This is a genomic window from Pseudogulbenkiania sp. FW507-F1 (assembly GCF_058781125.1).
In genome coordinates, this window is record NZ_JBYSWM010000041.1 from 17,862 (window position 1) to 30,312 (window position 12,451).

Annotated in this window: 8 protein-coding genes; 1 reads left to right on the forward strand and 7 read right to left on the reverse strand. The window is 69.1% G+C overall.

Annotation, left to right across the window (positions count from 1 at the left end; genetic code table 11):
- Positions 1 to 360: 360 nt before the first annotated feature.
- The 7 genes from AC3WG5_RS18065 to AC3WG5_RS18095 are packed head-to-tail and all read right to left on the reverse strand — an operon-like array spanning position 361 to position 11,195.
- The gene (locus AC3WG5_RS18065) at positions 361 to 3,579 is read right to left on the reverse strand and encodes an EAL domain-containing protein (protein ID WP_492570038.1); all 3,219 of its coding nucleotides are present in this window, start codon (positions 3,577 to 3,579) and stop codon (positions 361 to 363) included.
- Positions 3,580 to 3,604: 25 nt separating this feature from the next.
- Positions 3,605 to 4,621, reverse strand: coding sequence for a chemotaxis protein CheB (locus tag AC3WG5_RS18070; RefSeq protein WP_492570040.1), 1,017 nt, complete (start codon positions 4,619 to 4,621; stop codon positions 3,605 to 3,607).
- A gap of 33 nt (positions 4,622 to 4,654) precedes the next feature.
- Positions 4,655 to 6,868 carry a hybrid sensor histidine kinase/response regulator gene (locus AC3WG5_RS18075; protein ID WP_492570041.1) on the reverse strand — a complete coding sequence of 738 codons (2,214 nt, stop codon included), beginning with the start codon at positions 6,866 to 6,868 and terminating at the stop codon, positions 4,655 to 4,657.
- Positions 6,869 to 6,874: 6 nt separating this feature from the next.
- A complete protein-coding gene (locus AC3WG5_RS18080) occupies positions 6,875 to 8,620 on the reverse strand; it encodes a methyl-accepting chemotaxis protein (protein WP_492570043.1) in 1,746 nt (581 codons plus the stop codon).
- 10 nt (positions 8,621 to 8,630) lie between these two features.
- A complete protein-coding gene (locus AC3WG5_RS18085) occupies positions 8,631 to 9,254 on the reverse strand; it encodes a chemotaxis protein CheW (protein WP_492570045.1) in 624 nt (207 codons plus the stop codon).
- Positions 9,251 to 10,711 carry a CheR family methyltransferase gene (locus AC3WG5_RS18090; RefSeq protein ID WP_492570047.1) on the reverse strand — a complete coding sequence of 487 codons (1,461 nt, stop codon included), beginning with the start codon at positions 10,709 to 10,711 and terminating at the stop codon, positions 9,251 to 9,253. Before AC3WG5_RS18090 ends, AC3WG5_RS18085 begins: the two co-directional genes overlap by 4 nt.
- 10 nt (positions 10,712 to 10,721) lie before the next feature.
- Positions 10,722 to 11,195, reverse strand: coding sequence for a chemotaxis protein CheW (locus AC3WG5_RS18095; protein WP_492570049.1), 474 nt, complete (start codon positions 11,193 to 11,195; stop codon positions 10,722 to 10,724).
- 252 nt (positions 11,196 to 11,447) lie between these two features.
- Between AC3WG5_RS18095 and earP the strand changes: the two genes are divergently transcribed.
- On the forward strand, positions 11,448 to 12,451 hold a 1,004-nt coding region (gene earP / locus AC3WG5_RS18100; protein WP_492570051.1), incomplete at its 3' end, for an elongation factor P maturation arginine rhamnosyltransferase EarP.

Consider the following 12,451-nt stretch of genomic DNA (forward strand, 5'->3'; position numbering starts at 1 on the left):
CATAACCCCTTGTTGTTTTCATTGTCATTATGACAGCCTGCCCGATCGATTTCAGCGCCTACCCGCCCGCCAAGCAGGCAATAAAGCGCTCGGGATGGGGGGGTGCCGGCGCGATGCGCCCGCCTGGTCGGGAGGGCGCCGCGGCATCGATATGACGGGACTGGCCCGCGTCGCGATTGTTCCCTTCCCGTCGCGGTCATGTGCCCGGCGAGGCCGCAGGCGCCCCCTGGGGATGGCGCCCCCCCGTCCGGCCGGATGAAAACGCGTCATGACCGGATCGCCGGCGGACACGGGGCAAAGTGTGGAAGCGAAGGCGGAGCGGGCACCTCAAAGCCGCACGCCACGGCCGCGGCAGCAGCGTCAGCCGGTGGGCGCGTCGTTACCGGCGTGGCGGCGTGCAGGGTTGGCCGAAGCCTGGTCCGGGCCGGGCGGCCCGCGGTGGATCAGCCACTGCCGGCACGCCTCGGCCGTCAGCGGCGGCGAATAGTAGTAGCCCTGGATCTGGTCGCAGCCGGCCTCGACCAGGAACCCCAGCTGCTCGCGATTCTCCACCCCCTCGGCGATGACGGCGATGCGCAGCGAACGCGCCATGCTGATGATGGCGCGCGTCATCGAGGCGTTTTCCGGGTTGACGTTGACGTCGTCGATGAAGCTCTTGTCGATCTTGAGCTGGTCGAAGGGATAGCGGCGCAGGTAGCTCAAGGCCGAGTAGCCGGTGCCGAAATCGTCGATCGACCACTTCAGGTGCAGCGCCTTGAGTTCGGACATCACCTGCTGCGCGGTATCGACGTTCTTCATCAGCAGGCTCTCGGTGACCTCGAGCTTGATGGCGTCAGGGGGCAGGCGGCGGCTGGCCATCTCGGCCGCGATATAGGGCACGATGCCGGCTTCCTGCAGGCTCAGGGCGGAGATGTTGATCGCCACCTCGCCGGGGTCCAGCCCCTCGGCGCGCCATTCCTCGACCTGGCGGAACACCGCGCGGATCACGTAGCGGTCGATCTCGCGGATCAGCCCGGTTTCCTCGGCGATGGGGATGAACTCGAGCGGGGAGATCAGCCGCTCCCCCCGGCGCCAGCGCAACAGCGCCTCGAAGCCGCACAGCCGGCCGCTCTGCAGGTCCAGCTGCGGCTGGTAGTACATCGTCAACTCGTCCTGCGCGATGGCCCGACGCAAGGCGCCCTCCAGCTCCACCCGCCGCTGCACCCGGTCGTTCATGTGCAGCGCGAAGCAACGCACCTGGCTCTTGCCAAGCGCCTTGGCCTGGTACATGGCGGTGTCGGCGTTGCTCAGGAGTTCGTCGACGCTGCTGCCGTCGTCCGGGTAGAAGCAGCAGCCGATGCTGGCGGAGAGGAACAGCTCGGTGCCGCTGAGCTCGACCGGCTGGTTCAGCTGGTCGGTGACGTTTTTGAGCGCGAGATCCAGCTGCTCGGCGGTCTTCACCCCGGGCAGCAGCAGCACGAAGTCGTCCCCACCCAGCCGCGACACCGTCGCCAGCGCCGGCACGCTGCTCTCGATGCGCCGCGCCACCTCGATCAGCAGCGCGTCGCCCAGGGTATGCCCCAGGCTGTCGTTGACGTACTTGAAGTTGTCCAGATCGAGCAGCGCCACGGCGAAGCGCTCGTCCTTGCTCCTGGCCACGGCGATGCCCTGGCCCAGCCGGTCCTGCAGCAGGTTGCGATTGGGCAGGCCGGTCAGGGTGTCGAAGTTGGCCTGGCGTTCCAGCTCCTCCTGATAACGCTTGGCCTCGGTCACGTCGTTGAGCACGCCGATGTAATGGCTGACCTCGCCCTGGCTGTCCCGCACCGGCGCCACCCGCAGCTCGTTCCAGAACATCGAGCCGTCCTTGCGGTAGTTGCGCAGCAGCGCCTTGCCTTCGTGCCGGTTCTCCAGCGCGCGGCGGATCGCCGTCAGCTCCGGCTGGGCGGTGTCACGGCCCTGCAGGAAGCGGCAGTTGCGGCCGATCACCGCCGCACGGGCGTAGCCGGTGATGCGCTCGAAGGCCGGGTTGACGTAGATGATGGGGTTGTCCGGACGGCGATTGTCGGTGATCAGCACCGCGTTGACGCTGGCCTCGATGGCGCGCTGGCGAACGCGCAGTTCCAGGTCGATCACCTGCTGCGCCGTGATGTCCTGCTCGACCAGAATGCCGCCCCGGACCTGATTGTCGTCGTCGGTCAACGGCACCTCGGCGTCGAGCACGGTGCGCGCCGCACCGTCGAACGACAATATCTGGCGCACCGGGTTGTGCACGGTGCCGTCGTGGCGGATGGTGCGCAGCAGCTCGCCGTCGTCGGCGGCAATCTGCTGGCCCTGCGGGCCATACCAGCGTCGTTGCGGCTCGCTACCCGGGTTGGCCCCCCAGATGCGCTCCCCCTCGGAATTGTGCAGCAGGATTCCCCCCTTCTCGTCGGTCACCCAGACCCCGACCGGCAGCGTCTCCAGCACCTTGTGCAGCAGCGCCTCGCTCTGGCGCAAGGCCGCCTCGGCACGCGCGCGCTCGCCCATTTCGCTACGCAGGGCACGGGTGCGCTCGGCTACCAACGACTCCAGGCTCTCGAACATCCGGGCCCGGGCCAGCGCCACCGCCAGCTGCCGGCCGATCATGGTGAAGGCGTCCAGCGCCGGCTCGTCCCACGGTACGCGGCCGGCCCGCAGCACGTTGAGCACCCCGATCACCTCGTCCCCCAGCAGCAGCGGACTGCAGGCGTGCCAGTGCCCTTCCCCGGCGTCGCACAGGGCCGGGCATTGCGCGATGTTGAACGCCTGCCGCAACTCCTCCTGGCGGCCGGCGTAAAGGCAGGGACAGCCGTCCGCGATGGCGCGGCGCAAGGCGGGCTCGTCCAGCCGGCCATTCCACCCCGCCAGTTGCATCGGTTCGGCGAGGGCCTGCGTATCGGCCAGCAGCAGCCAGGCGGCGGCGCCGTCCGGGAAGGCCAGCACCTCCTCCAGCGCCCGCCCGATCACGTCATGCTCGGTCTGCGCCGCGGACATGGCGGCCGAAAAGCGGAACAGGCCGTCCAGGAGGGCGTGCGAGCGCGACAGTTCGGCATGCTTGGCCTTCAGGTCCTGGTTGAGCTGGATGCTTTGCTCGTAGGTCGAGATCAGCAGGTCGAGGATTTGCTGACGCGCCGAGGTGATGAAGTGGCGCTCGCCCTCCAGCATCACCGCCATGCCGACGGCCGCGCGCTCGGGCTGGCGCAAGGCCTGGTTGGCCAGGAAGTAATGGATGCGCGACAGCAGGTATTTTTCGTCGTAGGGCTTGAGGATGAAGTTGTCGGCACCACAGCTCAGGCCGCGCATGACGTCGCGCGGGTCCGACAAGGTGGTGACCAGGATGATCGGGATCATGGCCGTGGCCGGGTCCGCCTTGAGCTGGCTGCACAGCTCGTAGCCGTCCATCCCCGGCATCATGATGTCGCTGATCATGATGGTGGGGAGCTGTCCGGCGACCTCGCGCAAGGCCTGGTAGCCGTCACGCGCCACCCGCACCCGGCAGCCGTGCCCTTCGAGCAGGGCCTGCAACTGGAGCGCCTGGGTCGCGCTGTCTTCGACGATCAGAATGTCGGTTCCCTGCAACATGGACTGCCTCTCGATCAGCAATGGTTCAGGCATGCCGCATCAGGCCGTTGAGCGTCAATGCCATGGTTTCCGGCGACTGCACGCGGCACGCCGCCGACAGTTCGATCGCGGCGGCGGGCATGCCGCTCACCACCGCGCTGTCGGGCTGCTGCACCAGGGTGAGCGCCCCCTTGGCCTTGAGGCGGGCCAGCGCCGCCGCGCCGTCGCTCCCCATGCCGGACAGCAGGATGGCGAGCACCTCCCCCTGCAGTTCGTCGGCCAGTCCGTCGAACAGATGGGAGATCGACGGGCAGGCCGTCTCCTGCGGCTCGCAACGTGCCAGCCTGAAGCGCAAATCGCGGCTCACCGCCAGATGGTGCGCCTCCGGCGACAGGTACAGATGACCGGGCTGCAGCGGCTCACCCGGCCGCGCGATGTGGACCGGCAGCGTCGACTGCAGGCTGAGCCAGTCGCGCAGGCTGTCGAGAAAACCGCCGGCGATGTGCTGCACCAGCAGGATCGGCCACGGACAGGGCGGATCCAGGCCGCCCAGCAGCACCTTCAGCGCGGCGGGGCCGCCGGCCGAAGCGCCGATGGCGACGAGCCGGATCGGCTTGTCCCAGCGCGCCGGGTCGGCCCCCGTCGGCCCCGACCGGGGCGGCGGCGAGCGTACCGTGAGCGTCTGCACCCGCTGCAGCGTCTGGATCAGTTGCACAGCGTGCGGGTCGAACTGCGGGTGCAGCGGCCCGCGCGGCTTTTCCACCACGGCCAGCGCCCCGGCGGCGAGTGCCCGGATGACCGTCCCGGCCTCCTTGGTGTTGGCGCTGGCGGTGACGATGACCACCGGCACCGCATAGACCTCGAGCAGCCGCCGGGTGGTGTCGAAACCGTCCATGCCGGGCATGTGGACATCCATGGTGACTAGGTCCGGCTGCACCCGGGTGACGAGTTCCAGCGCCTGCAGGCCGGAGCCGGCCTCGACCACGTCGTAGCCTTCGCTCTCGAGCAGGGTGCGCAGCAACTGACGCGCCACGCTGGAATCGTCGATGACCATTACGCGCATGGGACTCTCCCCAACAGGCTCTTAGCGCCCCGCTCAGAGCAGGCGCTTCACCGCCTCGAGCAGCGTGTCCTGCTCCAGCCCGCTTTTCACCAGGTAGGCGTTGGCACCGACATCCAGCCCGTGCGCCCGGTCTTCGGCCGACTGCAAGGCGGTGACCAGCACCACGGGCAGCTCGGTCAGGGCGCGGTCGGCGCGGATCTTGCTGGTCAGGGCGAAACCGTCCAGGCGCGGCATCTCGATATCCGACACCAGCAGGTCGAACTGCGCCTGCTTGAGGGCGTTCCAGGCATCCAGCCCGTCGTTGGCGGTCTGCACCTCGTAGCCGGCACTCTCCAGCAACGCCTTCAGCAGGCCGCGCGAGGTGAACGAATCTTCCGCCACCAGGATGCGCGGCCGCGCCACGCGACGCTCGGGCGGCGTGACGGCGAAGGCCGTGCCGGCGCAAGACAGCGCGCTGCGCTGCAAATCCTGCGGGTGCAGCACCGGCACCAGCGTGCCATCGCCCAACACCGTGGCGCCGAGCAGGTTGCGCACCCGCTTGAGCTGCGCCCCCAGCGACTTCAGCGTGATTTCCTGGTCCCCCAGCAACTCGTCGACCTGCAGCAGGTAGCGCATCCCCTCCGCGCCCAGCAGCAGCAGCGGCACCTCTGCCCCGCCCTCGCCGGCCGGCTCCAGCCCCAGTACTTCGGCCAGCGACCACAGCGGCAGCACCTGCCCGTCGAGACTGAGCGTGACCTTGTTCTCCACGCGCCGCAGTGCCGCACGCGGCATCCGCAGGGTGCGCTCCACCGCTTGCACCGGCATGCCGAACAGGCGCTCTCCAACCCGCACCAGCACGGCGCGGAACGACGAGCGGCTGAGTGGCAGGCGCAGGCAGAACTCGCAGCCGCGGCCGGGCTCGGAGTGCACGCTGATGCGCCCGCCCAGCTTTTCCACCGCCTCGCGCACGATGGCGAGCCCCAGCCCGCGCCCGGACAGATCGGTCAGCAGCCGGCTGGTCGATAGCCCGGACTCGAAGATGTAGGACAGGGCCTGCGCCTCGTCCAGTTGCCGGGCCTCGTCGGCCGCGAGCAGGCCCAGCTCCACCGCCTTGGCCTTCACCCGCGCGGCGTCGATACCGCCGCCATCGTCCTGCAGCCGCAGCACGAAGCGGCTGCCCGGCTCCTGCCGGATGTCCAGCGTCAGGGTGCCGCTCTCCGCCTTGCCGGCCGACAGGCGCGCCGCCGGCACTTCGATGCCGTGGTCGATGGCGTTGCGCAGCAGGTGCTGCAGCGGCGTGCGCAGCTCATCCAGAATGCGCTTGTCCACCTGCAAGGCGGTGTCCGGCAGCACCAGCCGCACCCGCTTGCCGGTCTGGCGCGCCAAGTCGTCGACCAGCGGTGGCAAGCCGTCCAGCAGGGTCTGGCAAGGCAGCTGCAACACCTCCTGCAGGCCCTGGGTGAAACCGTCGCTCAGGCTGGCGAGGCCGGCCGCCAGATGCGTGCCGGCACGCGCCTGCTGGTTGCTGTTGAAGTGCAGGCGGTCGAGCTGGTCCTGATTCCAATCCAGGTAGTCGAGCAAGCCCTGCAGCGTGTCCGTCGCGGGCGCCACGCCGTCGGCCAGGTTCTCCCGCAGCAGCCGCAGCAGCGACGCGAGCGAGGTGCGGCGCTGCTTCAGCGCCTGGAAATCCTGCTGCGCCGCACGCAGCTGCTGGCGCAGGGCCTGCGCCTCGAGTTTGCTCTGGGTCAGCTCCTCGCCGTGGTACAACAAGGCGTCGAGCAAATGCACCGGCACCCGCACGCTGTCGCTGCCGCCCCGCGGCGCTTCGGCCGGCGGTGGCACACTCATCTGCGGCAGGGGCGAGCGTGGCGGCGGCGGCTCCCCGGCGGCCACCGCCTCCAGGGCTCGGCACAGCTCGCCGTACTGCGCTTCGGCCAACGTTTCACCGGCGTGGGCGCGCTGCAACAGGCGCAGCACATCGCGCGAGACGTCGCTCAGCAGCGGCTGAAACGCCAGCTGCCCGCGCTGCAACGCCGACAGCAGCGTCTCCCAGGCATGGCTCAGGCGCTCCAGCTCGGTCAGCCCGACCGCGCGCGCCGCCCCTTTCAGGCTGTGCACTTCGCGGAACACCGTCTCGAGCGATTCCTGCTGCGGCGGCGCCTGCTGCCAGCGCCGCAGTTCGTGCTCCAGCACGCCCAGACGCTCCGCCGCCTCCTCGCGGAAGCTGCTCAGCAGGCGCTGGCGCAGGGCTTCACGATCGATGGCCATGGCGCATCACAACTTGAACAGGCTGGCCTGCTGCTGCAGCCGAAGCCCCAGTTGATGCAGGTTGCGCGCCGCCTGGTCGACCTGCCGGGTACCCGCCACGTTGTCCTGGCTCGCCTGGCGGATGTTGCCGATGGCGCTGGCCACCTGGTCCATGCCGATCAGCTGCTGTTGGCTGGTGGCGGAGATCTGCAGCGCCACGTCGTTCGAGGTATCGATACTGTCGGTCAGGATATGGATCGCCTCGCCGCTGAACTGCGAACGCGCGAATCCGGCCTCGACCGCCTTGCCGCTTTGTTCCGCCGCCAGCACCGCCTTGGTCATCGCCCGCTGCACGTCGCCGAGAATGGCCCGTACCTGCGCCGTGGCCTGCTTGGACTGCTCGGCCAGCGCCTTGACCTCCTGTGCCACCACCGAGAACCCCTTGCCGACGTCCCCCGCCTTGACCGCCTCGATCGAGGCGTTCACCCCCAGCAGGTTCGATTGCTCCGCCAGGTCGTTGACCGTGGCGACGATCTCGCCGATGGTCTGGCTCTGCTCGCCAAGGCGCATGATGCTCTCAGCCACCGCGCTGACCTGGCGGCGAATCTGCGCCATGCTGTCCAGGCTCTCTTGCACCGCCTCGCTCCCCTGCTGCGCCACCTCGCGGGTATGCGCCGCCGCCTCGGTCACCTGGCGCGCCCGGCTGTTGGCCATCACGGCGGTCTGTTTCACTTCCTCCACCGTGGTGGCGATCTCGGTCACCGCCGTGGCGGTTTCCTGAGCCCCCACCGCCACCTGGCTCGCCACGCTGAGAATGTCCTCGCTCGCCGCCGCCAGCACCGCGATGCCCTCGTGCATTTCCTGCACCAGGGTGCGCAGATTGGCCACCATGCGGGCGAAGGACTGGCCGAGCAGGTCGTGCTCGGAGCACGGCCGCACCTCGCCGCCCAGTTCGCCCGCCGCCAGCCGTTCCGCCTGGTTTGCCAACTGTTGCAGGTAGCCGGCCATGCGGGCAAAAGACTGGCCCAGTTGCCCCACCTCGTCGTGGCGCGCGGTGAAGTCGATCTGCCCGGGCAGCTCCCCGACGCTGATCTGCTCGGCGTAGCGGGTCAATTGCCGCAACGGCCGGGCAATGCTGCGAGTCAGCAGCCACGCCAGCAGCGCCGTCAACAATAGCAGCCCGCCTCCCACCGACAGGAACAGCTGCTGCTGACGCACCACCAGCGCGCGACTCCTGTCGTCGAGCCGCTGCTGTTCGCGCGCGATCACCATGTCGAGGCGCCGCGCCAGTTGGCGGAACGTATCCACCCGCTCGTTCTGCGCCCCGACGACCAGCCGGCGCGCCTCCTCCAGCCGGCCGTCCTTCATGCGCGACATGAGCTGCTGGTCAAAACTCTCCACGTAGGTCAGCCATTGTTGATGGATTTCCGCGATCAGCGGAGCCAAATCCGGAGAGGCGGCGGCACGGAGCTGCAAGCGCGCCAGCGTGGCCCGGTCCTCCTCGGTGCGACTCCGGAAATCGCGCTCGAGGCCGTCCAGTTCGCGGTCGCCGCGTATCAGCGCCTCCATCGTCTCCGCGCGCATGGTATTGACGTTGATCCGCAGGTCCTTGACGTCGGCGATGTCGCGGTCGAGCTGTGCGATCGCCTGGCCCTGTTCGTGGCTCTGTCGGATGCTGTCCTGCGCCAGATACAGCAGGCCGACAAAACTCCCCGTCACCACGGCGAAGGCCAGCAGCAACTTGGTACCGGTACGCAGGTTCACTAGCAGCATGGCCTCTCCTTTAGGTGTTGAACTCCACCTGCAGTTGTTCGTTGCCCAACAGCTTGGCGCCATCCAGGATCACCCATTGCTGCGGGGTGATGCCGAGCAGGCAGGACGGCAGGATGCCGCTCAAGCCGACCAGCTCGGGCTGCAAGGTCTGGGGCGAGACCCACTGCATGCCGAGGATGGCGTCGGCCAGCACCCCGAACTCCATGTCATCGTGCTGTAGCAGCACCAGGTGGTTGCGCTCCGACAAGCCGCGCCGGGGAATCTCGAACAGCACGCGCAGGTCGAGCACCGACACGATGCGCCCGCGCAAGTTGACGATGCCGAGCACGAACGGCGGCGTTCCCGGCAGCGGCGTGAACTGACGCAACGGGACGACTTCCGCCACGAAGTGCGGCACGATGCCGTAGCACTCGTCCCCCAGCGAAAAGCCCAGCACCTCGAACGGCGCTTGCGCCGCCGCCACGGCTTCCGGCTCGGCCCAGTAGGCGGTGCGTTCGCGCAGCTGCTGCTCGAGCGCCGCGGGATCGCCCTCACCATCGCCCGCCAGCAGGCTTTCCAGGCGGGCCAGCCGCGCGGACACCGCCGCCCACAGTGCGGCATCACCGGCCGACGATGCCGCGTTATCGTCACTCATGACCTGTTCTCCATCGGCTGTCGGCCCAACGCCAGGCATTGCAGCCGCAGCTGTTTGACGCTCAGCCCGTCGCCCTCGGCCACCAGGGCATCGTCGGCGTGCCCCGCCAGCAGCGCCAGGCAACACTGCCGCGCCCGTTCGGCACGCTCCCCCTCCCCCTGCCGCAGATGGATCTGCAGTTCGAGAAAGGGGGCCAGCACGAAGCCCGGCTCGAGGTAGCGCACCCTCTGCAGGCCCGCCAGCGCCTCGTCCTGCCGGCCCTGCTGGTAGCGCAGCAGGCTCAGCAGCCAGTACGGACGCGGGTCCAGCCGGTCGAGCGCACGGGCATGCGCCAGCCACTGCTCGGCCTGCTCGGCTTGGCCGCCGTTGATGCAGGCGTGGACCAGTTGGAGGCACGTTTCCATGCGCTCATGGGCCGACAGGCCATCGCCGGCGAAACGGCGCTCCAGCAGCAAGGCCGCCTCCGCGTAGCGTCCGGCCGCCATCGCCCGCTCTGCCTCCGTCCCCGGCGTCCTCTCCTCTGCCGGACCCGTCAGCGGCGACAACGACGCCGGATGGTCGCGGTGACGCACGCCAGGCGGCATCCGGGCCGACGCCCGCCCTGAGAGCGCCGCCGTCGCGACGGGCTGCCGCAGGGCGTAGCCATCTCCCAGCCATGTGCCGACCCGGCCGGCGTCCAACGCGATCCCCGCTTCCACCGCGGACAATAGCAGCACGCCGTCCGGCGCCAGACACGCCAGCAGCCGCTCCAGCACCAGGCCCGCCTGTTCCGGCGCGAAGTACATCAGCACGTTGCGGCACAAGATCACATCCAGTTCGGCCAAGCCACGCCGGGCATCGGGGTAGTCCGGGCGGGACAGGTTCAGGTTGAAGAAACGGATGCGGTCACGCCAGGGCGGCGCAACCCGCCACTGTCCGTCGTCCTCCACGAAATGCCGCGCACGCCAGGCCTGCCCGGCCTGGCGGAAGGCGTAGCCGCCGTACACGCCGCGCCGCGCCCGGGAGAGAAAGTCCGGGTTGAGATCGCTCGCCAGCAGTTCGAGTCGCCAGTCGTCGCGCTCGCCGCCCAGCAGCTCATCCACCATGAACAGCAGGCCATAGGCCTCTTCGCCGGTACAACAGGCCGCACTCCACATCCTCAACTGCGGCTGCCGCCCACGACGGGACTCGACCAGCGGCTGCAACACGGTGTCGCGCAACGCGGTGAAGCAGGCAGGATCGCGCAGGAAATAGGTTTCCCCCACGGTGAGATAGCGCGCCAGCTGCTGCACCTGCGCCGAACTCCAGCGGTGCGCCGCCAGCTCGGCCAGCCACTGCGCCGCCCGCCCGCCACCCAGCTCGTGCGCGGCCTGGGCGAGCTGGTGCGCCAGTTCGCCATGTCGCGTGGGCGGATACGCCAGCCCGAGTTCCACGCGGATGCGGAGGGCCAGCCGCTCCAGCAAGGGCCCCGTCGGCAACGACGGGGCCTCATTCCGCCGCGTCGCGTGCTGCATGATCGGCCAGGGCCCGCTCCAGGGCCCGCTCTTCGTCAGAGGAAAGGAAGGCGTCCAGGTCGTACAACAGATACAGGCCGTCGCTGGAGCGCAGCACGCCGGAAACGTTGCCCTGCACCTTGGCCAGCTTGGCGGCCGGCGTCCAGTCGGCGGCACCGGCACGCCGGACCGGCATCACGCTCTCGACCGGCAGCAGCAGGTCGCGCCGCTCGGTGCAGGCCCAGATCCAGGGCGACCAGCGGCGCAGCGGCGGTGCCGCCCAGCCCAGCCGGGCACACAGATCGACCACCGTCACCAGCTGGCCGCGCAGCGCCACCACGCCAGCCACCACCGCCGGCGCGCCGGGCAACGGAATCGCCTTCAGCGTGGGCAACACGCGCCGCACCTGGGCCAGCGGCAAGGCAAAGCGTTCTGCCTGCAAAGTGAACGGCAACAGCTGGATGTCCACGATATCCCCTCGTCGATCACGGGCCGCACGGTGGCGCGCAAACAGGCCCTTCCTGAGAGTAAGCGTAGTCCAGCATTAATCGATTCGCTTATGCCATACACATTTATAGGCCGGCTCCCTATTTTCATGGCACTGCATGCCCGGTCCGCCGGCCCGCCACGGCGCCCTCCACGCGCCTTGACGGGTGACAAACCCGCCGGACGCCGCCGCCGGTGGTATCCTCGGCAGCGTTTCCACTTTTCCCCGCACGCCATGCCGCACCGCTCTGCCGTCCGCCATTGGGACATCTTCTGCACCGTCATCGACAACTACGGCGATATCGGCGTCGCCTGGCGGCTGGCGCGCCAGCTGCAGCGGGAGTTCGGCCAACGTGTCCGGCTCTGGGTCGACGACCTGGCGAGCTTCGCGCGGCTCTGTCCCGGACTCGATCCGGAATGCGACGTACAAGAGCGGCAAGACATTACCCTGCAACGTTGGCCGAAGACGTTTCCGGACGACATCGCCGCCGCCGATGTGGTGATCGAAGCCTTCGGCTGCCAGTTGCCCGATGCCTACCTGGCCGCCATGGCGGCACGCCCGGTCAAGCCGGTCTGGCTCAACCTGGAATACCTCAGCGCCGAGGACTGGGTGGAGGGCTGCCACGGCCTCCCCTCGCCGCATCCGCGCCTGCCGCTGACCAAGCATTTCTTCTTTCCCGGCTTCACCGAACGCACCGGCGGCCTGATCTGCGAGGCCGACCTGCTCGTCGAGCGTGCACGCTGGCAGGCGGATGCGACGGCACAGGCAGCGTACTGGAAGGGCCTCGGTGTACCGCCGCAGGCAGAAGGCGAACTGCGCGTCAGCCTGTTCAGCTACGCCACCCCGGCCGCCGGCGAGCTGCTGCGGGCGTGGGCCGCCGGAAACCAGCCGGTGCGCGTGCTGGTGCCGGAAGGCAAGGTGCTGGGCGACGTGGCGGCGGTGTTCGGTGACGAGACCTTGCAGGCCGGCGACGTGCGGCAGAAGGGCCGCCTCGCCATGCACGTGCTGCCGTTCACCGACCAGCCCGGCTACGACCGGCTGCTGTGGTCGTGCGACGTCAACATCGTGCGCGGCGAAGACAGCTTCGTGCGCGCGCAGTGGGCGGCGCGTCCCTTCCTCTGGCACATCTATCAACAGGAAGAAGACGCGCACCTGGTCAAGCTTGATGCGTTTTTGTCACACTACGGCGCCCTATTTTCATGGCACTGCATGCCCGGTCCGCCGGCCCGCCACGGCGC

Bases quoted from the DNA above. Each gene is read 5' to 3' on its own strand.
- AC3WG5_RS18065 (WP_492570038.1), bottom strand. From the start codon at position 3,579: ATGTTGCAGGGAACCGACATTCTGATCGTCGAAGACAGCGCGACCCAG.
- AC3WG5_RS18070 (WP_492570040.1), bottom strand. From the start codon at position 4,621: ATGCGCGTAATGGTCATCGACGATTCCAGCGTGGCGCGTCAGTTGCTG.
- AC3WG5_RS18075 (WP_492570041.1), bottom strand. From the start codon at position 6,868: ATGGCCATCGATCGTGAAGCCCTGCGCCAGCGCCTGCTGAGCAGCTTC.
- AC3WG5_RS18080 (WP_492570043.1), bottom strand. From the start codon at position 8,620: ATGCTGCTAGTGAACCTGCGTACCGGTACCAAGTTGCTGCTGGCCTTC.
- AC3WG5_RS18085 (WP_492570045.1), bottom strand. From the start codon at position 9,254: ATGAGTGACGATAACGCGGCATCGTCGGCCGGTGATGCCGCACTGTGG.